The organism is Paenibacillus sp. FSL R5-0623, assembly GCF_037974265.1.
In the GTDB taxonomy this organism is placed as follows: domain Bacteria; phylum Bacillota; class Bacilli; order Paenibacillales; family Paenibacillaceae; genus Paenibacillus.
Map to the genome: position 1 here is coordinate 3,173,935 of NZ_CP150233.1, position 23,584 is coordinate 3,197,518.

General features: G+C 44.8%; 23 protein-coding genes and 1 riboswitch. Of the genes, 21 read left to right on the plus strand and 2 right to left on the minus strand.

Translation table 11 applies throughout. The features are described from left to right. Positions 1–17: 17 nt before the first annotated feature. The 5 genes from MKY92_RS13930 to MKY92_RS13950 all read left to right on the plus strand — a co-directional run bounded on the left by MKY92_RS13930 (position 18) and on the right by MKY92_RS13950 (position 6,380). Entirely contained in the window at positions 18–2,108 is a 2,091-nt protein-coding gene (locus MKY92_RS13930) for a serine hydrolase domain-containing protein (protein WP_339301302.1), read from the plus strand. Between the two features lie 224 nt (positions 2,109–2,332). Beyond that, positions 2,333–2,707 carry a hypothetical protein gene (locus tag MKY92_RS13935; protein WP_339301304.1) on the plus strand — a complete coding sequence of 125 codons (375 nt, stop codon included), beginning with the start codon at positions 2,333–2,335 and terminating at the stop codon, positions 2,705–2,707. Positions 2,708–2,709: 2 nt separating this feature from the next. Further along, positions 2,710–4,428, plus strand: a complete 1,719-nt coding sequence (locus tag MKY92_RS13940; protein ID WP_100528051.1) for an ABC transporter ATP-binding protein — start codon at positions 2,710–2,712, stop codon at positions 4,426–4,428. 453 nt (positions 4,429–4,881) lie between these two features. Beyond that, positions 4,882–5,304, plus strand: coding sequence for a MarR family winged helix-turn-helix transcriptional regulator (locus MKY92_RS13945; protein ID WP_339301306.1), 423 nt, complete (start codon positions 4,882–4,884; stop codon positions 5,302–5,304). Further along, positions 5,301–6,380 (plus strand): low specificity L-threonine aldolase, encoded by a 1,080-nt coding sequence (locus MKY92_RS13950; protein WP_339301307.1) that lies wholly within the window; start codon positions 5,301–5,303, stop codon positions 6,378–6,380. The genes MKY92_RS13945 and MKY92_RS13950 overlap by 4 nt, the downstream gene beginning before the upstream one ends. An 81-nt stretch (positions 6,381–6,461) precedes the next feature. Here the strand turns inward: MKY92_RS13950 and MKY92_RS13955 are convergent, their stop codons facing one another. Next, entirely contained in the window at positions 6,462–7,379 is a 918-nt protein-coding gene (locus MKY92_RS13955; protein WP_339301308.1) for an AraC family transcriptional regulator, read from the minus strand. A gap of 596 nt (positions 7,380–7,975) precedes the next feature. Between MKY92_RS13955 and MKY92_RS13960 the strand changes: the two genes are divergently transcribed. From MKY92_RS13960 to MKY92_RS14015, 12 genes are all read left to right on the plus strand, one after another. Beyond that, positions 7,976–8,755, plus strand: a complete 780-nt coding sequence (locus MKY92_RS13960; RefSeq protein ID WP_339301310.1) for a class I SAM-dependent methyltransferase — start codon at positions 7,976–7,978, stop codon at positions 8,753–8,755. Continuing rightward, positions 8,752–9,381: a pentapeptide repeat-containing protein gene (locus MKY92_RS13965; protein ID WP_339301312.1), complete on the plus strand. Its 630-nt coding sequence runs from the start codon at positions 8,752–8,754 to the stop codon at positions 9,379–9,381. The genes MKY92_RS13960 and MKY92_RS13965 overlap by 4 nt, the downstream gene beginning before the upstream one ends. A 70-nt stretch (positions 9,382–9,451) precedes the next feature. Beyond that, a riboswitch (guanidine-I (ykkC/yxkD leader) is annotated at positions 9,452–9,552 on the plus strand. A 102-nt stretch (positions 9,553–9,654) separates the two neighbouring features. Next, complete coding sequence (locus tag MKY92_RS13970; protein WP_339184881.1) at positions 9,655–9,993, plus strand: multidrug efflux SMR transporter; 339 nt, start codon at positions 9,655–9,657, stop codon at positions 9,991–9,993. Continuing rightward, entirely contained in the window at positions 9,993–10,307 is a 315-nt protein-coding gene (locus MKY92_RS13975) for a multidrug efflux SMR transporter (protein WP_339184883.1), read from the plus strand. The genes MKY92_RS13970 and MKY92_RS13975 overlap by 1 nt, the downstream gene beginning before the upstream one ends. A gap of 117 nt (positions 10,308–10,424) precedes the next feature. Beyond that, positions 10,425–11,831, plus strand: coding sequence for a DEAD/DEAH box helicase (locus MKY92_RS13980; protein ID WP_036608186.1), 1,407 nt, complete (start codon positions 10,425–10,427; stop codon positions 11,829–11,831). Between the two features lie 142 nt (positions 11,832–11,973). After that, positions 11,974–12,333, plus strand: coding sequence for an MmcQ/YjbR family DNA-binding protein (locus MKY92_RS13985; protein WP_339301313.1), 360 nt, complete (start codon positions 11,974–11,976; stop codon positions 12,331–12,333). A gap of 68 nt (positions 12,334–12,401) precedes the next feature. After that, complete coding sequence (locus MKY92_RS13990) at positions 12,402–13,088, plus strand: hypothetical protein (RefSeq protein WP_339301315.1); 687 nt, start codon at positions 12,402–12,404, stop codon at positions 13,086–13,088. A gap of 40 nt (positions 13,089–13,128) precedes the next feature. Beyond that, a complete protein-coding gene (locus MKY92_RS13995; protein WP_339301317.1) occupies positions 13,129–14,013 on the plus strand; it encodes an alpha/beta hydrolase in 885 nt (294 codons plus the stop codon). 229 nt (positions 14,014–14,242) lie between these two features. Further along, positions 14,243–15,400, plus strand: coding sequence for a type III polyketide synthase (locus MKY92_RS14000; protein ID WP_339301318.1), 1,158 nt, complete (start codon positions 14,243–14,245; stop codon positions 15,398–15,400). Continuing rightward, a complete protein-coding gene (locus tag MKY92_RS14005; RefSeq protein ID WP_221819438.1) occupies positions 15,387–16,106 on the plus strand; it encodes a methyltransferase domain-containing protein in 720 nt (239 codons plus the stop codon). Before MKY92_RS14000 ends, MKY92_RS14005 begins: the two co-directional genes overlap by 14 nt. 6 nt (positions 16,107–16,112) lie before the next feature. Continuing rightward, positions 16,113–17,261 (plus strand): FAD-dependent oxidoreductase, encoded by a 1,149-nt coding sequence (locus MKY92_RS14010; protein ID WP_339301320.1) that lies wholly within the window; start codon positions 16,113–16,115, stop codon positions 17,259–17,261. 179 nt (positions 17,262–17,440) lie between these two features. Then, positions 17,441–18,631, plus strand: coding sequence for a PLP-dependent aminotransferase family protein (locus MKY92_RS14015; RefSeq protein WP_076317962.1), 1,191 nt, complete (start codon positions 17,441–17,443; stop codon positions 18,629–18,631). 67 nt (positions 18,632–18,698) lie between these two features. Here the strand turns inward: MKY92_RS14015 and MKY92_RS14020 are convergent, their stop codons facing one another. Beyond that, positions 18,699–19,124: a MaoC family dehydratase gene (locus MKY92_RS14020; protein WP_091016472.1), complete on the minus strand. Its 426-nt coding sequence runs from the start codon at positions 19,122–19,124 to the stop codon at positions 18,699–18,701. Positions 19,125–19,284: 160 nt separating this feature from the next. Here MKY92_RS14020 and MKY92_RS14025 point away from each other — a divergent pair, with 160 nt between their 5' ends. The 4 genes from MKY92_RS14025 to MKY92_RS14040 all read left to right on the plus strand — a co-directional run bounded on the left by MKY92_RS14025 (position 19,285) and on the right by MKY92_RS14040 (position 23,574). Continuing rightward, the gene (locus MKY92_RS14025) at positions 19,285–20,283 is read left to right on the plus strand and encodes a LacI family DNA-binding transcriptional regulator (RefSeq protein WP_339301323.1); all 999 of its coding nucleotides are present in this window, start codon (positions 19,285–19,287) and stop codon (positions 20,281–20,283) included. 118 nt (positions 20,284–20,401) lie between these two features. Next, the gene (locus MKY92_RS14030; RefSeq protein ID WP_339301325.1) at positions 20,402–21,286 is read left to right on the plus strand and encodes an AraC family transcriptional regulator; all 885 of its coding nucleotides are present in this window, start codon (positions 20,402–20,404) and stop codon (positions 21,284–21,286) included. Between the two features lie 85 nt (positions 21,287–21,371). After that, positions 21,372–22,637, plus strand: coding sequence for an extracellular solute-binding protein (locus tag MKY92_RS14035; protein ID WP_339301327.1), 1,266 nt, complete (start codon positions 21,372–21,374; stop codon positions 22,635–22,637). A 46-nt stretch (positions 22,638–22,683) separates the two neighbouring features. After that, positions 22,684–23,574, plus strand: a complete 891-nt coding sequence (locus MKY92_RS14040; protein WP_036608160.1) for a sugar ABC transporter permease — start codon at positions 22,684–22,686, stop codon at positions 23,572–23,574. Positions 23,575–23,584 lie beyond the last annotated feature (10 nt).

The window sequence follows — 23,584 nt, forward strand, 5'->3', positions numbered from 1 at the left end:
TTCAGGAGATGATGTGAATGGGACGACAAAAGGGAAAACGAACTTCAATCACCGCCTTAACTCTGGTGTTAACGATGTTGGCTCCAATGTCTGCAATGGCTGCGCCTCCTACAAGTAGCAGTGATTTTACGTATGAACCAACCAAGAAAACCGTGATGGAGAAAGCCAAGTTACTCACCGAGAAACATGGAATCACAAGTCTCCAATATGCCCTTATCGATGGTGGCGAGATTGTGGTGTCCGGTCAGACGGGTAAAAACGATAAAAACAACAAGGTGCCTCTTACGCCCGATACAATCTATGGCATAGGATCAACGAGTAAAATGTTCCTCACCGCTTCTGTTATGAAGTTAGTTGAAGAAGGCAAGGTAGATTTGGATCTGCCTGTTGTGAACTATATACCTGATTTTGAGATGAAAGATCATCGCTACAAACAAATCACACCACGCATGCTGTTGAATCATTCTTCCGGTCTGCTGGGCAGCACGGGTAGCAATGCCACATTGTACGGGGATAATGATACGTACTCACATGATACGTTTCTGGACCAATTGGCAAGTCAAAACCTGAAGGCAGATCCCGGTGCGTTCTCGGTGTATAGTAACGATGGGTTTACGTTATCCGAGATTATGGTTGAACGTGTTAGCGGCATGAGTTTTACAGCTTTTATACACCAATATTTTACGGAACCTTTGGACATGAAACATACAAAAACACCACAGGATGTGGTAGATCCGGCAGACATGGCGGGAATCTATTCTCCTTTGGTTGCGGGTCAGCTTCCACAAGAGAATTATAATGTTATCGCTACTGGAGGCATTTATTCCACCGCTGAAGATCTTGTGAAATTTTCACAGATTTTCACGGGAGAGGTCCAAGACATTCTTACCAATAAGTCTGTAGAAGCCATGGCGCAAGAAGAATACAAAAGAGGCATGTGGCCAGAGGATAGTGATACGTCTATATCTTACGGGTTAGGGTGGGATAGTGTAAATCTGTACCCATTCAGTGAATACGGCATCAAGGCAGTAACAAAAGGTGGAGATACCATATCGTATCACTCATCTTTCGTCGTACTGCCGGAATATAATCTGGCTGCAGCCGTTACCTCATCAGGTGGGACAAGTGCCAAAGATCAGTTCATTGCGAGTGAATTATTACTCAGCGCACTTGAGGAAAAGGGCATCATTACAGAACGGAAGCCGGAAAAATCGTTTGGTGTGCCTGTGAAGGCAGATATACCTAAAGAAATAGCCACGAATGTAGGTATATATGGCGGCAATAATTCAGTTAAGAAGATCGAAATGAATACTGCTGGACAAATGACTATATCCACACCCGCAGCTCCAAGTGAACCGGCTCAAAAATACACCTATACAGCGGATGGTACTTTTGTTAACGATGAGGGCACGCAAAAGTTGAAATTTGTTAAGGAGAAGAATGGAAGGACTTATCTGTGGTATCGATCTTATATATCCTTGCCAGGACTTGGACAATTGGCTTTCTCCGAATATAAAATGGAGAAGCTGGAAGCCAATGAATTATCCCAGGATATAACGGCCTCATGGGAGCAGCGTGAAGGTAAAAAATATTACCTGCTGAATGAGAAATATACATCAACGGTTTATCTCAATTCGGCACCAATTCTCCCTATTCATTTGGACAAAGAGACCCCTGGGTATGTATCCAATACTAAGATTATTGGAGCAAACGAAGCAGTCACGGAGCTGCAAATCCCTGGCCTAGCTGGACGTGATACAAAGGAGATTTATTTTGCTAAAAAGAACGGAGTAGAGTACATTACAGCCGTCGGTAGCATATACGCCAGTGAGGAAATGGTACAACCACTATATTCGGGTAAACAATCTCTAGCAACGATTCAAGAAGATGGATATGTCAGATGGTTTTCGATACCAGCAACTGTGAAAGGAAAAGTCATGACGGTGGGAATGCCTGCAAATGGCGCCTTTGCTGTATATGATCAGAAGGGTGTTTGTATTAATCACACCGTGGTCAGCGGAAAGAATGTGGTTGTTTTACCAGAGAACGGCCGCATTGTATTTGCTGGTGAGGTTGAATCCACGTTTGAAATTTCATTGAAAAAGTAACAATAGATTTGGTGCAGTGAAAGATGATGATTTCCGGAGGAGTAAAAATAGTGAAAAACAAAAGAAGTCGCGAAATCGCGGCTTTTTTCTGTTGAGGAAATGGTGAATATACATACTTCGTTATCTATTGGAAAATTTAGGTTGACACTTCTTTTTATCGCGTATACAATCGTATACATGAATACGCTGTATACATATGTATACACGTTATGGGGGTGGCAAATGTGAGAGATCGTCCTATCGAAGAGAAGGATGGAAGTGTACGTCAAGTTGAGCGTCCGAGACATGATATGAGTGACAGCGAGCAACGTGGAGAGCGTTCCAGACGTGGCAAAGGGCATGGCGAACATGAGGGAAGACGGGGCCGTGGAGCGCAAACATTCCGTCGCGGCCGGATTCTTGTATTTCTGGAGCAGATGCAGAATCGAAGAACAACGCTTGTCCGACAACTTGGACAGGAGGAGTATGAACATATTCGCCCGGTGATCAGTGGGGAGTTAAAAGCTATTGATCAGGTCATCGACGAGTATATCCATCTGTTCGAGCTGCAAAATGAAGATGTAAACCCCAATAAGGATCTGGAGAGTGAGAGTGAATAAGTATGATTCGTCGTTTTTTTTCGTATTATCGTCCCTATAAAAAACTGTTTTTGATTGATTTTGGATGCGCTGTACTTGCAGGTCTTCTGGAGTTGGCTTTCCCCCTTGCCGTCAGCAAATTCATTAATGAATTGTTGCCAGGGCAGGATTGGCCTCTCATTATGCTTGCCTGTGTTGTGCTGTTATCCATCTATGCACTTAATACCGTGTTGAACTATGTAGTTACATATTGGGGACATATGCTGGGCATTAACATTGAGACCAACATGCGTGAGAAGATGTTCGCTCACTTGCAGAAGCTGTCCTTCCGTTTCTTCGATAATCGTAAAACAGGCCACTTAATTGGTCATCTTACGAATGATCTGAATGATATCGGCGAGGTTGCTCACCATGGACCTGAAGATGTATTCATCGCAGTAATGACATTAATTGGATCGTTCTGGCTGATGGCTAACATTAATCTGGAGCTTGCGCTGCTTACCTTTATCATTATCCCAATTATGGCTTGGGTCATTATCGTATTTGGTGGTCGCATGACAAAGACGTATCGGCGACTTTTCGGAGACGTCGGCAATTTCAATGCGCGTATTGAAGATAACGTCGGCGGTATGCGTGTTGTGCAATCGTTCGCCAACGAAGAACATGAGAAAGAACTTTTTGCAGTGGACAATCAGAATTTCCGTAAAACCAAACTGCTTGCCTACAAAACGATGGCGAAAAGTATCTCGGTCAGTTATATGATGATGCGACTGGTTACTGTGTTTGTCATGATCAGTGGGGCTTGGTTTTATATCGATGGCAGAATCAATATGGGTGACTTTATGGCATTCCTGCTCCTGTCTAATATTTTCTTCCGCCCGATTGAGAAAATCAACGCTGTCATTGAAAGTTATCCAAAGGGCATTGCTGGTTTCAAACGTTATCTGGAGATCATTGATACAGAACCTGAAATTGCGGATAGCAAAAATGCCGTTGAATTCGAAAGTGTGAAGGGTGATATTCGCTTTGAGAACGTCTCGTTCGGATATGAATCCAGTCGGCGTATTCTAAGTGATATCAGTCTGTCTGTTCGACCAGGGGAAACCGTTGCTTTTGTTGGTCCGTCGGGTGCAGGCAAAACGACCATCTGCAGCTTGCTGCCAAGATTCTATGAGGTAGAAGAGGGACGTATCACTGTGGATGGCGTCGACATTCGTGACGTTAAGCTTCAATCCTTGCGCAAACATATTGGAATCGTGCAACAGGATGTATTTTTGTTCTCGGGTACCATTAAGGAGAATATTGCTTATGGTGATCTGAGTGCAACGGATGAACAAATCTGGGATGCAGCCCGTCGTGCCTCATTGGAGGAACTGATTCTTACGTTGCCGGATGGTATGGATACTGTCATTGGCGAGCGTGGAGTCAAGCTATCCGGAGGACAGAAGCAACGGTTATCTATTGCTCGTATGTTCTTGAAAAATCCACCCATTCTTATTCTGGATGAGGCAACCTCAGCGCTGGATACGGAAACGGAAGCACTGATCCAGCAATCACTCGCTGAATTGTCGGTGGGCAGAACAACACTTGTGATTGCACACAGACTGACAACTATCAAGAATGCAGATCGAATCATCGTAGTAAACACAGATGGTATCGCTGAGCAGGGCAACCATGAGGAATTGGTCGCCGCTGGAGGGATATACAGCCGTCTTCATCAGGTGCAATATAGTCACTCTTAATCCATATAAATTGAATTTACACTGGCCACTCCGATGACAGAATAACCTTCCGATCGCTGTTATCCCCAGATTTTTTTATTCCTTTTATCTAAAGGGGGAATCCGGGGATAGCGTATGCTTCCGATGTAGCTTTCTTGCAGAAAGCTTGTAGGCGAACGCTTCGCTTCTTCACGTTATTTCTGTCCTCTCCGTTTTGTGTAAATGTTTAATTCAATTTATATAGAAACTTAAGTAGCTGACTAAGTATCTGGATTAAGAATATGAATCAAATAAACCTTGCCGCGCATCTGCGCGGCTTTTTGCATGGTGTCAAAAAAAGAGGTTATACAATGTTAAGGGAAAGATAATGTTGACAACGTCCACTAACGTGATTATTATAATGTTGACAATGTCCACTAAAAAGGAGGGTTTGACATCAACTCTCAGTACATAAATCCAGATACACTGGCTGACATGCGACGTTTTAACCGTTTTTATACCAACATACTCGGTGTACTCGATAAGCATATTCTCGGAACAGGCTATTCGTTTGCAGAAGTACGAGTCATTATTGAGATTGGAATTCGGGGAGAGAGCATTGCGAACAATCTGGTAGATACACTGACCATTGATCGCAGTTACATGAGCCGAATTGTGAACAAATTGTCCAAGGAAGGGCTGCTGGTGAAAGTGAATTCTGCGGTCGACAGCCGAGTCAGTCTGATTCGTCTGACAGCCAAGGGTGAGGAACTGTATGCCCAATTGAATGCTCGATCCGACCAACAGATCCTGAAGTTAATGCAAGAATTGAATGAAGAAGAGATTCAAGAGGTATACACCTCCATGATGAACATACAAGAGAAGTTGAACAAGAAAGCAGGAGAGACCACACGATGATACGATTTGAATGTGATTATAACGAGGGTGCACATGAACGAATTTTACAAAGACTGATGGAAACCAATATGGAACAGACGAGCGGGTATGGTACGGATGAACACTGTGAACGTGCGAGAATGCTTATTCGTCAGGCCTGTGACAATGAGCAAGCTGATGTTCATTTCTTGGTTGGCGGTACACAGACAAATACAACGGTGATTGCATCTATTTTGCGTCCATATCAAGGTGTGATTGCTGCGACCTCGGGACACATTGCGGTTCATGAAACTGGAGCTATTGAAGCTACGGGACATAAGGTGCTCACGGTTCCAAGCGAGGACGGAAAGATCACGCCTGATCAGGTTAGAGCAGTCTATGATGCACATATGAATGAGTCGTCACCGGAACACTGTGTTCAACCAGGAATGGTCTACATATCCCAGCCAACGGAGAACGGAACGATGTATAGCAAGGCAGAACTGCAAGCATTGCACACAGTGAGCAGAGCTTGTGGTCTTCCTTTTTTCGTGGATGGAGCACGTCTTGGATATGCACTTGCTTCTCGCGATTGCGATATGACATTTGCTGACCTTGCACGCTTGTGCGATGTATTTTACATCGGGGGAACCAAGATTGGCGCATTGATGGGAGAAGCGGTCGTTATCCTGAATGATGCACTGAAACCGGATTTTCGTTATATGATCAAACAAAAAGGTGGTCTGCTTGCCAAAGGCAGATTGCTGGGTATCCAATTCGAAACGTTGTTCGAAGATGGTCTGTACCTCGATATTTCTCGCCATGCCGTAGATATGGCCTTGAGAATTCATGATTCACTCGAACAGCACGGGGTACGTTTCCTGTACGACTCACCAACCAACCAGCAGTTTCCGATTCTGCCTGATCGTTTGCTTGAGAAATTACGCAGCGGTTATACGTTCACCTTCTGGGAAAAGGTTGACGATACACACAGTGCGGTGCGGTTCTGCACCAGCTGGGCAACTCGTCAAGAGAATGTGGATGCACTGACTCGTGATATCGCTCAATTATTGCACGGAGAGATCCACGTGCCAGAACGGGTCGAAGCATTGGTCTAATCTTGAAGGACAATCCATTGTGGTTGTCCTTTTTGGTTTGCCTTTTGCGTGATAGTTGTGAGATAGAGAGTGCATAATGGGTTACTCACTCAAGCTCATGTCGTATTTCTCTTTCAGCCGTCGGATATCGGCTCTTGGCGGCGCACCGAACATGCGTGCATATTCGCGGCTAAATTGGGAAGCACTCTCGTAGCCAACCCGGAATGCTACATCTGCCGCATCTGCAGATTCGGCCATCAGAAGTCGCCGGGCTTCCTGTAATCTTAATTGTTTCTGGAATTGTAATGGGCTCATAGCTGTGATCTCTTTGAAGTGACGATGGAATGAAGAGACGCTCATGCTGGCGGTCTCAGCCAGATCTTCAATGCGAAATGGCTGTTCCCAATGATGAACGATGTACTCAATCGCTTCTCTGATCCGATAAGTGCTGCTACCTTCAACCGCAATCTGCGCCAGTTCTCCTCCGTAAGGCCCTTGAAGGAGGCGGAACAGGATTTCTTTAACGTACAATGGAGCCAGAAACGGAATCTCTCCCGGCGTATCCAGCAATCGAACAAGTCGGAGTACAGCGTCCTGAATGGAAGATTCCATCTGACCTACAAACATGGCTCGTCTGGCGTTTTCGTTGAAGGTTACCTTGATATTGCATTCGTTAAGTACTTCGAGAATTTGGTTCGGTGTGAATTCGAGCTTGAGACTTAAGTAGGGTGCATCTGCGGATGCCTTGATAATCTGCCCGATGACCGGGAGATTCATGGAAGCAATCAGGTAATTGGAAGGTCCATATTCATAACGCTCCTGTGCGAGCAATACTTCTTTCAACCCTTGAACAATTACACAAAATGAAGGTTTATATACTCTGTATGCCGGCTCACTAATCTTGGAATGGTGATAGACAAACAAGGAAGGAATCGCCGTTTCCATTGCACCGTTATGGTGGGAATGGCGTTCGATCAGGTCACTCAATTCCTGTTTTGGTTGAAATAATTCTTCGGTCATACGTATCCTCCTCACGGATTTAACCTACTTACATTATAAAGCTTACCGTACAGAACCAAAAGGGGGCCTGAGAGGATCAGGCAATCAATTAAGACGATTGATATACCGCTTGCAGCCCAAGACTCGGCATACTAAGAGTATGTTAACAGAGCAAAGCGATTAAAGTTTATTCGAAAAGTTGGTGAGTAAGGTGATGAAGTGGTTATCAAACCATGTGAGGCAAATATTGATTGACAGGCTTGAATCACAGATCAAGTTCGAAGAAAATTCCGTACATCGAGAGATATACTTCACATGCTGGTTAGAGCTAGTTACCGAAGAGGTCGAGACAACATCAGTTTACAGAACAAATTCAAGGAGAGTGTAAGATGTGGAATATATGGGCAGGGTTGTCCAGAAAAGCCATTATGAACGAAATCGACAACAGTATGTACCGCATCCGGTACCAGGAAATCTTAGTTGATCCGAATTTTTAATGTTAAAGTCGCCATTCGGCGGCTTTTTTTATAGTGATCTGATGAGTGAATTGACAGTTCCTTTATATTAAAGTTATTATAGATACATTAGATCCTTAATTGAAAAGGAGATTATAATCTATGAATAACGGACATTCATCCGGTCAAACGAACGAATCGTGGAGTGGTTATTCCGCTCCTTTTGGTACGTTACAGGAAACACCTATCTTATCCTTGCTCCAGCCATCCCAAGGTGAACGTATTCTTGATGTGGGTTGTGGCAATGGGGAGATGACAGCCAAAATTGCAGCCGCAGGAGCGCTGACAACAGGTATAGATTTTTCAGAAGAGACGATTAGGCAAGCTAAACAGAAATACCCTGATATGAATATTCAAGTAGCAAATGCTTGTCATTATCGGACAGAAGAACCGTTTGATGCGGTTTTCTCTCATGCCGTTCTGCATTGGATAAAGGATGCTCCAGCTGTAGTACAATCAATACAGTTAGCGCTCAAGAGGGGCGGGCGATTCGTGGCTGAGTTTGCTGCAAATGGCAACACGGCTATATTAATTACAGCGGTAAGAGAAGAACTGAATGCCCGTGGATACAAATGGGAAGGACGGAATCCGTGGTATCACCCGACCATTGGCGAATATGCTAATCTACTGGAGCAACATGGATTTCGTGTTAGTCTGGCCCAGCACGTGGATCAATTTACCCCGTTCAAGCCAGGTGTCAGAAAGTGGTTGACCAGCTTCGCTGAGTATTTATTCAGTGGTATCACACCTGCGGAACAGGATGTTATTATGGAAGCAGTTGAGAAAAAAGTACAGCCACAATTGATGCGGGATCGACAGTGGTATCTGGACAGAAGCCGACTGCGAGTCGTAGCTATTAAGGAATCGGGGAATACGATATGAAAATGGACAAACCCAAGATTCAGGAGCAGTTGCTCGAACCGGAAACGATTGCATTCCTGGAATCCAAAGTGGAGTACAAACACAAACTGATCGAGAACATTACATTGGATCAACAGGAAGCGAATAAGGTTTCCTTTGAAAATGTTGTATTTAGACATGTGACTATCTCGGAGTCTACGTTGGAACAATTTGAATTCACCGATGTCCGGTTTGAACACTGCGACTTCTCCAATGTCAATCTCTCTGGTGCCTTCATGCATCGAATCGAATGGCATAATTGCAAGTTTGTCGGAACGGATTTTTCCAATAGCCGATTGCAAAATGTCAATTTCCTTCATGGTCTAGGCGACTACAGCAATTTCCGTTTTGCCCATCTGAAACAGGTCTCCTTCTCGGAATGTACCTTGATTGGTGCGGACTTTGCCTATCTGGCACTGCAAAAAATGGAGTTCAGTCAATGTAACATCGACCAAGCTTCCTTAACGGGGACCAAAATGAAGGATTTGGATCTTAGCGATTGCGAATTTGACTCCTTGGTGTTGACCATGGAAGATCTCAACGGTTGTGTGATTTCACCACATCAAGCCGCCACATTTGTAGGATTAATGGGTTTGATTATCAAATAAATGGTATGATCACATTTATGGGGTTGCCAAGATAGTGGAAGTGTGTATAATTGGAGTCACATTAGAATAAAAACAGGTTTTCTAGGGTTCCGCGATGTATGTATCGGTCTGGTCCGAGAGAAAACCCGCAACCTGTTGGTTGTGCCACGGAGGGATAAAAGCCTGGGAGATGAACTGCTACATGCAGTTTGTTTCCCAGGCTTTTTTTGTTTTTACGCTAATGAACCTTACGGGTTGTAGAAAAAAATGTAGTAGAGAAGGAGTGTTACAAGAATGAATAAAACATGGATGTCGGTTGTGATTGCTGCGTTGTTTGAAGTGGGTTGGGTCATTGGATTGAAACATGCCAGTGGTCTGCTGGAATGGGGGTTTACGCTGGTTGCAATTATCATTAGTTTCTCCTTGATGATTGCAGCTTCGCGGACATTGCCTGTGGGAACCGTGTATGCAGTATTTGTTGGCCTGGGTACTGCTGGTACGGTACTTGCAGAGATTATTTTGTTTAATGCGACTGTCCAAACTGGAAAAATGGTACTCATTGGTGTACTTTTACTCGGCGTGATTGGGCTTAAAATGCTGAGCAAAGAGAAGAATAAGGAGGTGCAGCTATAATGAACTGGGTATTTCTTATCTTGGCAGGTATATTTGAGATGATCGGAGTGCTGATGATAAACAAGTTGCACAAAGACCGTAGTCTCATTTCACTGGTTCTATTGGTAGCTGGGTTTGGTCTAAGCTTCCTGTTCCTGTCCATTGCGATGGAAACTCTTCCGATGGGGACAGCATATGCCGTATGGACGGGAATTGGAGCCTCCGGTGGTGCCATTCTGGGCATGGTGTTTTATGGAGAACCTCGAAATGCCCTACGAATTCTGTTTATCGCTATGGTGCTCGGATCGGCAGTTGGTCTTAAATTGGTCAGTTAAACAAAGTGATTTTAAAAAGATAATGTACAAATTACATTTTTAATGGTATCCTTATACGTTACGTGTGAAATAAAAGATGCGTCTTATTGATAGATGTGCGTAAATGAAGGAGACAACATGACATTTAAGGACTTGAATATTATCCCCTCTATTATGGAAGGGTTAAGCAAAGCAAACTATACTAATCCTACCCCTATACAGGAACAGGCCATACCAGCTGTATTAGCTGGCAGAGATCTGCTGGGATGTGCACAGACAGGAACAGGCAAGACGGCAGCATTTTCGGTGCCGATCATTCAATTATTAAGCGAAAGATCCAAAGGACAAGGATCAAAGTCCGCACGACATATTCGCTCATTAATTTTGACACCAACACGAGAACTGGCTATTCAGATCGCGGATAACATCAAGGTATATAGCCGGTATACGGACATTCGTTGTACGGCAATCGTTGGCGGCGTTTCGCAAAAAGTACAAGAGCGTGCGCTGAATCAAGGTGCAGATATTATTATCGCAACACCTGGCAGATTGAACGATCTGATTAACCAGAAACGGATTGATCTGAAGATGGTTGAAATTCTCGTTCTGGATGAAGCAGACCGGATGTTGGACATGGGCTTCATTCATGATGTGAAAAGAATCATTGCCAAAATGCCGAACAAAAAGCAGACGCTGTTCTTCTCAGCTACGATGCCTCCTGAAATCACCAAAATGGTTAAAACCCTGCTGGTTGATCCAGTCAAAGTAGAAATCACACCAGTATCTTCAACAGTAGACCGCATTGAGCAGTCTATATATTTGCTGGAGAACGGCAAGAAGCAACATATGTTGAACCAAATTTTGGAGGATAAATCCATCGTCACGGCATTGGTGTTCACACGCACGAAGCGCGGCGCTGACCGGGTTACACGTGATTTGGCCAAAGCGAATGTTACGGCACAGGCTATTCATGGCAACAAGTCTCAGAACGAGAGACAACGGGCACTGAACAACTTCAAGAGTGGTGCAACACGTGTATTAGTTGCGACGGATATCGCGGCAAGAGGAATTGACGTAGAGGAACTTTCACATGTCATTAACTTTAACCTGCCTAACATTCCGGAAACGTATGTTCACCGTATTGGACGTACAGGGCGAGCTGGCAAAAGCGGGATGGCAATTTCGTTCTGTGAGAAGGATGAACTTCCATTCCTGAAGGATATCGAGAAAGTAATCAAAAAGACGATTCCTGAAGTGAAAGGTCATCCGTATCCAATGACAGGTGTACCTGTGTTTGATAAAACCAGCAAAGCATCAGGCAGTAAACCTTCGTTCAACAAATCGGCTGCAGGCAAACCGGCGAAGTCCAAAGCTAACCCGGCACGCAAGCCCAAGTCCGAATGGTTTGCCAAGAGTGGTAAATCAAACAGTAGTCGTTCAAACGACGGTAGACCCAATAGCAGTAGATCCAACAGCAGTAGCAGTAAATCTAACCATGGCTCATTCAGCCGCAGCAGCAAAACTAGGAATGATAGAGCCAATTAAGATCTAAATAAATCCAGACAAAACCTTCTCCATTCATATGGAGGAGGTTTTATTATACGCTTTTATGTGTAACAACCTTATTTACATACGAACTTACATTCGGTATCATTATATCGTTCACTGGTGAAAGGGAGGTACTGACTTGAAGGATACGATAATTGAATACAGTTTGAAGAAAAAAGGTGCGACCAAGGAATATCCATTTGGGCCTGATCCTGTAACCATTAAGGTCGGAGGGAAAATATTTGCATTACTTTTCGAAAACAAAGAAGAAAATGGTCTATTAAACTTAAAATGTGATCCTATAATTGCAGAGAACCTAAGAGAGCAGCATGAAGCGGTTCGACCAGGATATCATATGAACAAAAAACACTGGAATACCATTACGCTGGATGGTTCCTTGTCCGATGAGGATGTCTACGTCATGATCGATCACTCTTATGATATGGTTATTAAATCCCTTCCGAAAAGGATTCGGGATTCTCTGAACGGTAAGAGATAAGAAGAAATATATGAGGTAGGTAAAAGGCTAATGGTCTGCTTCTCTAACAGAATGAATATCCTATGAAAATGAAGACATATTTGAAGTCCGTTTGGTTCCATTACCTTGGAAATAAACAAGATCGAACAGCCTTGTTTAATGTGGCTTCCCTTGTTATCAATGCTGTAACAGGGATAGGCAAGTTAATCCTGGGCATATATTTGTTTTCGGGATGGTTCATTACAAATGCTGTATATTATCTGATTCTGTGTGTGGCAAAAGGCCAAGTGCTCCATAAATATACAGTTACCAAGAGGATGGAATCTCCCGTAGAAAGATATAGATTGGAGCTTACGGTATATAAACGCGGAGGTCTGTTCCTGTGTTTACTGGGCGCGTCCTATTCGATGGTCTGCCTGCGAATGTATCTAATCGGCGATGCCTTCATATATGAGGGTATCATTGTGTACATCGTAGCAACAGTCGCTTTTACCAAGTTGGTTTTTGCCGTGTATGGTACCTGGGCTAACCGTCATCTCCATAACCCGATCATATCTACATTGAAAATGATTAACTTCACCGATGCGATGGTATCCATCGTGGTGACCCAAGCGACATTACTTACCATGCAAGGCTCACCTCTTGCATTAAAAACCAGTAGTTTGTTTGGCATGGGTTGCAGCGTTTTATTTTGTTTGATGGGGGTCTGGATGATGTTCCACAAAAAAAGGGAAACAAGCACGGATCCAAACCGATCTCCTGGAACTGAATGTTAACATGAAGCATTATTGGCAATCCATTAAAGGTGTGATATCTATGGATCAACAACAACAACTGGCAATGGTACAACGTATGCGTCAAAATGTCGTCGGTACAGATGCAGCTCTTCAACCCAGTTCCACATATGCTGTCACAGTAAAAGAAGTCATGATTCCTACGACCAAAGGTGATACACGTGTACTTGTGTATACACCGGATAGGGACCAATCCGCGTCTATGCCGGTCTTCTTTAATATGCATGGGGGTGGTTTCATCTTGGGACAAGCAGAGATGGATGATCCATGGTGTCGCTTGATCGCTGATCGATCTGATTGTGTGGTCGTTAATATCGATTACAGTCTTGCACCAGAGCATAAGTTCCCAACAGCGGTCCATGAATGTTACGACGTTGTACAGTGGGTCCACGCCAATCCGGAATCCTTCTCGGTTAACCCGTCTCTATTCGCTATTGGGGGGCATAGTGCTGGTGGTAATCTTGCTGCAGCAGTGTGTTTACTGAATCAGCAACGAGGTAGCGAGCTGCCGATTGTTCTGCAAGTTATGGATTATGCCGTGTTGGATGTGGCTACAGATCCGGACGAGAAACCGAGTTTTGCAGAAGCCATTCCAGCCGATATCGCCAGAACGTTCAATGCCATGTACCTTGAAACGCCAGAAGATGCGCAAGACCCGTTGGCTTCACCTGTGCTCGCAACATCAGTAGAGGGACTTCCGGAAGCATTGATTATTACCGCGGAGAAAGATTCACTGGCCCAAGAAGCAAGAACATATGCAGCAAGGCTGGAAGCAAGCGGTGTGAAGGTGACGCTTAAGGAGTACGAGGGAGCCGCTCATGGATTTACGCATTCTGGGGATCTCCAGATGGCTGAGGATGCCTGGTACCGAATGAGTGACAAGATCAGAGAAGCATTTTCCAAATAACTTGCATCAGAATGACACTTAGAAGGAATATAGTTACCTTGAAGTCGCCTAATGGCGGCTTTTTTTCGTTCATTGGTGTGATTGCTTCAATGGCTTGGTGAAACAAGCTTCTGAGCTTGCAGATGTGTTAATAAACTAGATTAGGAGCCTTATTGAGATTATAACGATATCGTTAAGGGTAAGAGTTGTTAAATTAGAGGAAATAATGACCAATACCAGGAGGTTTATTATGAACCAATATAACAGTCCATCCGATATCGCGATTCTTGGCATGGGAACGTCTCTACCTGCGCATCCCGTAGCACAGTCAGATATTGCAGAATTAATCGCTTCTTCTCTTCAGGATCGGCCAGATTTGGCCCGTTTTGCCAGACGAATATTCAAGTCCTGTGGTGTTGAAACACGATATACCGTGGAACCGAGCTATCTGGGTTCACTGGAAGAATGCCGTTATCTGCCCTCTGGAGAGCGATCAGACATCCCGACAACCGAAGAACGAATGAATACATACAAGCGAGAGGCGCTTCCGCTTGGGATTGAGGCGGCAGAGAAAGCCCTGGAGGATTCAGGCGTATCTCCTAAGAGCATCACGCATATCATCACGGTCAGCTGCACCGGTCAATATCTGCCAGGTCTTGATGTTATGCTCATCCGTCATTTGGGTTTGTCTGCCCGAGTTAATCGACTGCCGCTGATCTTTCAGGGTTGTGCCGCAGGGTTGAAAGCCATTCAGATGGCACGAGATGTCGTGCAGGGAGCTCCCGGATCACAGGTCCTTGTGGTCTGTGTAGAGTTGTGCACCATTCATTTTCAGCCCGTACAAGATCGGGAAGCGCTGTTTGCAGCTTCATTCTTCGGAGACGCTGCTTCTTCTTGTGTAGTGGGTACACCAGAATCTCGGCACAAGCATTATCTGAGTCTGGGAACGGGTTATTCTGTGCTTCTTCCGGATTCGACTGAAGATATGACCTGGGAGGTGGGGAATCTGGGGTATGACCTGTATCTATCCCCACGTATTCCGAAGCTGTTAGGTGTTCACCTGGAAGAGGAACTGCGTCTCTTATTGCAAAGTGAACAGCTGCCTGAACTGTGGGCCATTCATCCGGGAGGACGTGGGATTGTGGACTCTGTGCAGAATGTAATGGAGCTTAGAGACGAGCAAACAAAGTATAGCAGGGATGTCCTCAGAATGTTTGGTAACTTATCCTCCAATACCATTCTGTTTGTACTGAACGCGATGCGTGAGGACATGAAGGTACAGGGTCAATCTTCCACAGATGGTGTAGCCATGGCATTTGGACCGGGACTCACCGCAGAGTTGATGCAATTCACTTATGTACCCTCATTATCTTCAGTGATGGAGGAGCACGATCATGTCCTTTTTTAGAACATTGTCCATTCGGGCCAAGGAAGATGAACTGATGGATGACTTCTCTCTGGGAGGGGAGGAGCTGCGTGAAGCGCTTAGACATCTGAGACGTCTTAACAAAATATTTGCAGCACCTGGCCCAACTCTGGCTGGTGTAGAGAAGTTATGGAACTCCGTCGGTAAGCCGAATAAGCTGACCCTGCTGGATGTGGGCGCAGGTTCAGGAGATGTGAACCAGAAACTATTGCAATGGGCGGATCGTCAGGGTGTTCAGCTGGAGATTACGCTGGTTGATCTGACGGAAGAGGCGTGTGAGGAAGCGAGACAACTATTCCGTCACGAACCCCGAGTCCAGGTACAACGTGCCGATCTTACACAACTGCCGGATGCTTCAGCAGATATCGTGACGGGCTCCCAGTTTGTACATCATTTTGACGGAGATCAACTGGTTGATATGGTTTCTCATATGCTGCGAGCATCCAGATACGGTGTTGTTATTAATGATATTCACCGCCATCCCGTATCCTATAAGGCGGTTTGGATTACTACACGGATGATCTCGCGCAATCGGTACATTCGTCATGATGGGCCTCTTTCCGTAGCCAAAGGTTTTACAGGGAGGGATTGGAAGGAACTTAAACAACGGCTCAATCATGATACGATGACCTATGAATGGAAGCCATTATTCCGTTACTCTGTTGTTATTCCCACGAAAGGCAGGTGATCTTACGTGTCGAAATCGATAGATGTGATTGTCATCGGAGCCGGAATTGCCGGCAGTACATGTGCAATGCAACTGGCAGGGAAAGGACATCGGACCCTTTTGCTGGATCGCCAGGAGTTCCCGCGGCACAAAACCTGCGGTGAGTTCATGTCACCCGAAACCAAGGAGATGTTAGAAGTTCTGGACATTCACCTTCTGGACCAGTCGAAGAAACCCAGCACCATGGATCATGCCAAAATCGTTATGCCACAAGGCGGAGTGATCGAAGCACCGCTGCCGGGATTCGCATATGGCATAAGTCGATATGAGCTGGACCAGATTTTGCATCAGAAGGCTCTGGAGGCCGGAGCCCAGATTGTGACCAAAGCGACCATAACGAGCATCGAGCAGTTTGAGGATGCCAGTTATGAGGTTCAGGTGAAACAGGGAGATGAGCGGATCAGTTACAGAGCCAAAGCTGTTATCGGAGCACATGGGACCAAAAAGCCGCGCGGGATGGCTTCCTCACCTGATCTGCGGGACCAAACCGTATATGTTGGCGTTAAGTCCCACTTCAGCGGGATAGAGATTCCCGCACGGGTAGAGTTATATTTTTGCGAGGGTGGTTACGTGGGAATTTCTCCGATTGAGGATGGCATTGTGAATGTTGCCGCATTGTTGACACTGGATACCGTCCAGGGAAGTGGCAAGTCTGTAAACGATATTTTACAGGCGGCATCGCTGACAAACGTGAGTTTGGCGGCCTGTTTAGCTCAAGGAAAGCCTGTAGATGGAACGCAAGTGTCAATTGCGCCGCTGCATCTGTCCAACGTTCCTGAGCCGTGGTCTCAATATCCGCATATCGGGGATGCCATGCTGATGATACCGCCCTTATGTGGAGACGGAATGTCCATTGCCCTTCGCTCCTCACTCCTGTGTGCAAGGTGGACTGACAAGTACCTGCAAGGCGATATTGAACATGCCGATTGGCAGAGTAATTACACGCTGGAAGCAAGCCGAGAATTCACCCAATTGCTCAGACGCGCAAGAAGAATTCAAAAGCTGGCTTTTGCCAAAACCAATAAATTCTATCCTGGTCTGGCCCGGATGATCCCCGGTTTAGCCGCTTATGTTGTGAAGGCCACGCGGTTATCCGAGATGAATGCAGCGCGCTAACAGGCTGAAAGTTTGCTCAATATTTATGCGAAAGAGGTTGCTGACGGCGGCCTCTTTTCTGGTGTACAAACATTAATTTGGTGGAGACAGTTTGGAAATTCGGGAAATGCTCGTATAATAGAATCTAATGTAATGATAGAGAGTTAATTCAGATGAAATGTCGGGAGGCACTATTTAAGATGAACTATTCATTTTCCAATCGTATCGCAGCACTGCAACCATCCATTATTCGTGAGATTCTGAAGGCTTCTTCGGGGCAAAATGTGATTCCATTCTCCGCGGGAAATCCTGCGCCGGAAACCTTTCCTATCGAGGCGATTCGCACATTCACTCAATCCATTCTGGAGCATGACCCGGTCACAGCTCTGCAATATGGGATAACGGAAGGATATGTTCCCCTCAGGGAAGCATTGACTCAACATTTGAAGACAGGTTTTGATACCGGTAAACCATCCGATCAATTGTTCATTGTATCTGGAGCGCAGCAGGGGATTGAACTGGCCTGTAAAGTATTTTGTAATGAAGGGGATACAATCATCTGTGAGAGTCCGAGCTTTATTGGTTCTCTGAACTCCTTCCGGGCATCCGGTGCGAAGCTTGCCGGTGTTCCGATGGAGATGGACGGTATGGATATTGAGAAGCTGGAACAGGCACTGCAAACGGAGCCTAATGTAAAAATGATCTATGTGATCCCGAGTTTTCAGAATCCGACTGGTGTAACAACGAGTCTTGCGAAACGTAAAGCCATATATGAGCTGGCTAAGAAGTATGGCGTTATGATTTTGGAAGATAACCCGTACGGAGAACTTCGATTCAATGGGGATGATGTGCCAACCATCAAGTCTATGGATGATGAGGGTCTGGTCATCTATGTTGGATCATTCTCCAAAATTTTGTCGGCTGGACTGCGCGTTGGTTTTGTACAAGCGCCACACGAAGTCGTGGAGAAAATGGTTGTCGCGAAACAGGGAGAAGACGTACATACGGCCATGCTTCCACAGATCCTGGCGTACAAGTTCATGACAGAGTATGACTACGCGGGGCACATTAACAGCATTCGTGAGGTCTATCGGAGAAAAGCAACATTGATGATGGACAAGCTGCAAGAGCATATGGGTGAGTCCATTACCTATACCCAACCGGATGGTGGACTGTTCCTCTGGTGTGATCTGCCAGCACATGTGCCAATGCTTGATTATGCCAAGACAGCGGCAGCTCAAGGGGTTGCGGTTGTACCGGGAAATGCATTCCTGGTGAACGAGCAAGACCCTTGTAATGCCATCAGACTTAATTTCTCAACTCCGTCAGACGAACAGATTGTCAAGGGCGTAGAGATTTTGGGGCAGGTATTGAAAGGGTATAACGCTTAAAAATGCTTCAATGTGATATATCTACGAAAAGCCGCCAATTGGCGGCTTTTTGGGCTTTTTCTCAGTCTTAATTATCGATTAATGCACTTAATTCTGCCTGAAATACCTTTTGATTCTTCTGATTGAAAGTACTCAGCAGCACCGTAACAATCCCATTTCCTTTGCGTCTGGGAGACAGTCCAATAACTTCTGCAATGACATGAAGTTCATCATCCGGAAAGACCGGTTTCAGGAATTGAATGTTGTTCATTCCGGTGCCCGCCACGACATGCTCTCCATAGACCCCGACCTCAATCCATAATTTAAAGGAGATATTCATCGTTTGCATGCCAGAAGCAATTAAACTGCCGAAGCGGCCTTGCTTAGCCTTTTCCTCATCCAAATGCATGTACTGTGGATCATAGATTGTGGCAAACTCAATAATATCACTCTTGGATAATGCCAAGGATGTGGTTTCGTAGCGCTGACCTATTACATATTCACTAAATCTCATGAAGGCACCTCGGTTTCTTTAATATGTTTTTTCGTAGTTGATGTTTTGCTAAGAGACATGACCGAACTGACGTGTTAAAATGCTAGTGAACTATCCCATGTATATTGCTGTGTTACGCCATAATGGATTAAACAGATGAAACTGTCTTTGAGGAGTATATATGATGACAACGATTAAAGATGTAGCCAAGATGGCTGGTGTAGCCAGTTCCACCGTATCTTGCGTACTCAACGATAAAGGGAATGTAAGTGAGCCAACAAGATTCCGAGTACTTGAAGCAGCGAGTCAACTCAATTACGTTAGGCATGGTCCTGCATCGGAATTAAAACGAAATAGTACACATACCATTGGTATTATTGTCCATGACATGTCCAGCCCGTATTTCTCGGATTTGGTGAACGGAATAGAAACGGTCGTCATGAGTCATGGATACGATATGATTGTATGTAGTTCGTTGGGTGGAGAGAAGTCGACAGCCCATCGTTACATTCGTGAAAGAAGAATTGACGGAGCTATTGTTATCGCTCAGAATATTCAAGATCAATTGCTGATTGAAGCATCTGAAGCAGGGTTTCCGATTGTTGTCATGGATCGGGATCTGGATGCTCAACATATTGTAAAGGTTTTGATGAGTGATACGCAAGGCGGTTACTTGGCTACCCGTTATCTGATCGATAAAGGGCATCGGACAATAGCTTATATTAGTGGCCCGTCACAATCGGAATGTAATCTCCATCGTTATCGAGGTTATTTGAAAGCCTTGAAGGAGGCAGGCATTGAAGAGAACCCCGAATGGAAAATTGGCGGACAATACATGAAGCAAGATGGCTACAATGCAGCCAAGAAACTGCTTGAAGGAGAGTTGCCATCCGCTGTATTTTTTGCCAATGATGAAATGGCGATCGGCGGCTTGGAAGCCTTCAGGGAGCATGATATCTCAATACCTGAGCAGTTATCCGTAATTGGTTTTGACAATATACCTGCATCTCAGTACATGAATCCACCTCTAACCACATTTCGTCAGCCGAAGAGGGATGCAGGCCAGCTTGCAGGTCATGTTCTCTTCCGACTGCTGAACGGAGAGATCGTAGAGACGTTATATACACTGGACATCCAATGCGTGGAACGTGATTCTGTTCGGCTCCTCAACCTGAGTTGAGGAGTTTTTTTCCATTCTATAGAAATTTTAAATGCTTAAAAAGAAAGGAGAGTAGACATTTATGCATAATATAAAGACGAGGAGTTATTTGCATTGGGAATAAATGGAGGGTGATACGATGGGCGTACCCACTTTTTTGGAGACAGGCCATATGCAAGAAGGTTTTCCCATTCGGGTAATTCATACAGGAAATCAGTTCAATTATGCTGCACACTGGCATGATGAGGTTGAGCTGGTTCTCGTCAATGGTAAGAGCGCCAGAATTGGTGTGAACGACCACGTGTGTGAGTTGGAAAAAGGGGATGTGCTGCTGATCAAACCAGGGGATGTGCACTGCTTTTTGCCGGGGACCGAACATTTGACCATTATCTTGTTCCGACTCGAATTGTTAACGGGGAGTTTCACGACCGAAGCCGAAATTCAGGATCTCGGACAGCTTTTCAACAAAACAACAGTTATTCCCTCGAATACGGGAAGTCAGAGCAATCTGACTCAATATATAGATGACATCATTACCGAGAAGAAAAATCAGAAGCCGGGATACCGATGGCTAATGGTATCCAGATTGTATGATCTCATCATACTTTTATTGCGTACCAAAGTACCGGTTACCACTGATGAATCTTCATCTTCAGGATGGGTATGTACTTCCTCCAAAAAATTTGAATTCCTTGAGTCGGTCTGTGAATACCTGGAGGAGCACTATGCTGAGCCCATTAAGCTGGAACAGGTGGCGGAACATATTAAATTCAGCAAGTTCCATGTCTGCAAGCTGTTCAAAGAGATCAAGGGAGTAACACTGATGGAATACTTGAATCATTTTCGAATTATCAAGTCCGAGTGGGCTTTATTGTTCCGTCAGGATACGATTCTGGAGATTGCGATCGGACATGGATTTAACAATGTTAACTCCTATAATCGTCTATTCAAAAAATATAATGAATGCACACCCTCCGAATTTCGTAAGAAACATCGTACGAATATGACAAAATATGGAGGGTAATGCACAATATTTGTGGAGAAAGCCCTCTCCAAAATCAATATACTCTAATAAATTGTAAGCGTTTCCTTTTTGAAGGAGGGGGCCTATGAAGAAGTGGTTTAAGCCAACTATTGTATTTGTATGTGCAGCGATCTTGTTAGCTGGTTGTCAGTTCAGTTCATCGAGTCAAACCAAGCAACAGGAGATTACTGTGTGGAGTTTTACGGATGAAGCAGGGTATGCCATCGAGAAATTTGAACAGAAATATCCTGACATCAAAGTGAACTTTGTCAACATCCCCGGTAATTTCTATATCACCAAGCTGAAATCTGCGCTACAGACAACCTCGAAGGCTCCAGATGTATTTATGATTGAAAATGCGAATATTCGAGAGCTGATTGACGTTCCATATCTGGAGAATTTATCAGCTTCGCCGTATAACGCCAATGAACTTATCCAGGAACAATATGCTTTTGTTCAGGCCAATGAACAGGACAGTGAGGGAAATGTCAGAGCGATAGGTTATCAGGGAACACCAGGGGGCATCTACTATCGCCGGGATTTGGCGAAGAAATATCTGGGCACCGATGATCCTGAGCAGGTGGGTTCACAGATCGATACATGGGAGAAGATCTTCGAGATTGGAGAGAAGGTGCAGCAACTTAGCGGGAATAAAGTACATGCATTGGCGAATTGGAACGCAATATCGAATTCATATGATGGTATACCTTGGGTGAAGGACGGCAAACTTGTCATCGATCCAACTTACTTGGAAGTGCTCGATCTTGTACGTGAAGCACGTGAGCGGAATGTACTTGCCGAGTATGAAGATGGAAGTGCAGGTTACGCTGCATCCATGCAAAAAGGAGAGGTCATGTTCTATCCCGGGGCAACCTGGGGTTTGCAATATACGTTCAAGGCGAACGCTCCGGATACCGAAGGCATGTGGGGCTTAGCCCAGGGACCGTCAGCCTTTAGTTCAGGTGGAACCTATATCGCGATGTACAGTAAAAGTGAGAAAAAGGATTTGGCCTGGAAGTTTATTGAGTTCTATAATTTTGACCACGATTTTCTGTCCGAGTTAGCGAAAGAACAGGATTATTTCACCAGCAACATGGTTGTGAATGATGAACTTGCCCCGTCTCTCTCATCGTCTTATTTGGGAGGACAAAAGCATTTCGAGTTTTTCTCGGAGGCTGCAAAACGGGTACCTGTATACGAACGCACCAAATATGATGCCACGATTAACAATGATATCTACAAGATTGTACTCCAGTTATATCTCAATAAGGACATTCAGACCAAAGATGAAGTCGTAAAGCGAATCAAACGTGATGTTACCTTGAGATTTCCGGAGCTGGAAGTGGATTAGTAAGCGAATGAATATACACATCCGATGATAACTGGGGGGATAGAACATGTTTGCCAAAACGATTCGCAAGGACCATTACGGCTACTACTTCATTGCTCCGTTTTTTATTATTTTCACCACTTTTGGGCTGTATCCCATTTTATATTCCCTCTACATCAGTTTCACCAACTTTGATGGGATCACGACACCTGATTTTGTAGGGATCGGTAACTACGTTGCCGTATTACAAGATCCGTTGTTCTACAAAACCTTGTTTAATACGTTATTCATCTGGGGCGTATCTGTAGTTCCACAGCTCACAATCTCACTTGTGTTGGCTTTTATCTTGAATGATAAGCTGCTCAAAGGACGGGACTTTTTCAGAGCCGTATATTTTTTTCCCAACATCGTTACGGCGGCATCACTTGGATTGCTTGTCAGCCTGATTTTTGACTGGCAGTCTGGCGGACTGAATCATTTTTTGGTGCAGACCGGCATAATACAGGATCCAATTAACTGGAAAAATGACCCCTGGTTTATGCGTCTGATTGTATCATCCATTTTGTTTTTTCAATACTTCGGCTATTCCATGGTTATCTACCTAGCTGGTCTTCAGGGCATTGACCCTTCTCTGCTGGAGGCTGCCCAGATGGATGGCGCGAAAAAGAAACATATTTTCATTCATATTATCGTGCCGATGCTCCGTCCAATTATTCTGTTTCAGATGATTACATCCATTATTGGTGGCATCCAGATTTTCGATCAGCCATTTACACTAACCAACGGCAATGGCGGTCCTGACCGAGCAGCCATGACCAGCATTATGTATCTCTATAATGTAGCATTTCAGAGCACACGATTTGGTTACGGGGCTGCCATCGCATTTTGCCTGTTTATTATCATCATATTGTTGTCCGTTGCATCCTTCATCATGACCAAGCGGAAGAGCCGTTCATAGGGAGGGGAGT

Excerpts from the sequence above, each read along its gene's own strand:
- MKY92_RS13930 (WP_339301302.1), top strand. The coding sequence starts at position 18 with ATGGGACGACAAAAGGGAAAACGAACTTCAATCACCGCCTTAACTCTG.
- MKY92_RS13940 (WP_100528051.1), top strand. The coding sequence starts at position 2,710 with ATGATTCGTCGTTTTTTTTCGTATTATCGTCCCTATAAAAAACTGTTT.
- MKY92_RS13945 (WP_339301306.1), top strand. The coding sequence starts at position 4,882 with ATGCGACGTTTTAACCGTTTTTATACCAACATACTCGGTGTACTCGAT.
- MKY92_RS13950 (WP_339301307.1), top strand. The coding sequence starts at position 5,301 with ATGATACGATTTGAATGTGATTATAACGAGGGTGCACATGAACGAATT.
- MKY92_RS13955 (WP_339301308.1), bottom strand. The coding sequence starts at position 7,379 with ATGACCGAAGAATTATTTCAACCAAAACAGGAATTGAGTGACCTGATC.
- MKY92_RS13960 (WP_339301310.1), top strand. The coding sequence starts at position 7,976 with ATGAATAACGGACATTCATCCGGTCAAACGAACGAATCGTGGAGTGGT.
- MKY92_RS13965 (WP_339301312.1), top strand. The coding sequence starts at position 8,752 with ATGAAAATGGACAAACCCAAGATTCAGGAGCAGTTGCTCGAACCGGAA.
- MKY92_RS13970 (WP_339184881.1), top strand. The coding sequence starts at position 9,655 with ATGAATAAAACATGGATGTCGGTTGTGATTGCTGCGTTGTTTGAAGTG.
- MKY92_RS13975 (WP_339184883.1), top strand. The coding sequence starts at position 9,993 with ATGAACTGGGTATTTCTTATCTTGGCAGGTATATTTGAGATGATCGGA.
- MKY92_RS13980 (WP_036608186.1), top strand. The coding sequence starts at position 10,425 with ATGACATTTAAGGACTTGAATATTATCCCCTCTATTATGGAAGGGTTA.
- MKY92_RS13990 (WP_339301315.1), top strand. The coding sequence starts at position 12,402 with ATGAAGACATATTTGAAGTCCGTTTGGTTCCATTACCTTGGAAATAAA.
- MKY92_RS13995 (WP_339301317.1), top strand. The coding sequence starts at position 13,129 with ATGGATCAACAACAACAACTGGCAATGGTACAACGTATGCGTCAAAAT.
- MKY92_RS14000 (WP_339301318.1), top strand. The coding sequence starts at position 14,243 with ATGAACCAATATAACAGTCCATCCGATATCGCGATTCTTGGCATGGGA.
- MKY92_RS14005 (WP_221819438.1), top strand. The coding sequence starts at position 15,387 with ATGTCCTTTTTTAGAACATTGTCCATTCGGGCCAAGGAAGATGAACTG.
- MKY92_RS14015 (WP_076317962.1), top strand. The coding sequence starts at position 17,441 with ATGAACTATTCATTTTCCAATCGTATCGCAGCACTGCAACCATCCATT.
- MKY92_RS14020 (WP_091016472.1), bottom strand. The coding sequence starts at position 19,124 with ATGAGATTTAGTGAATATGTAATAGGTCAGCGCTACGAAACCACATCC.
- MKY92_RS14025 (WP_339301323.1), top strand. The coding sequence starts at position 19,285 with ATGATGACAACGATTAAAGATGTAGCCAAGATGGCTGGTGTAGCCAGT.
- MKY92_RS14030 (WP_339301325.1), top strand. The coding sequence starts at position 20,402 with ATGGGCGTACCCACTTTTTTGGAGACAGGCCATATGCAAGAAGGTTTT.
- MKY92_RS14035 (WP_339301327.1), top strand. The coding sequence starts at position 21,372 with ATGAAGAAGTGGTTTAAGCCAACTATTGTATTTGTATGTGCAGCGATC.
- MKY92_RS14040 (WP_036608160.1), top strand. The coding sequence starts at position 22,684 with ATGTTTGCCAAAACGATTCGCAAGGACCATTACGGCTACTACTTCATT.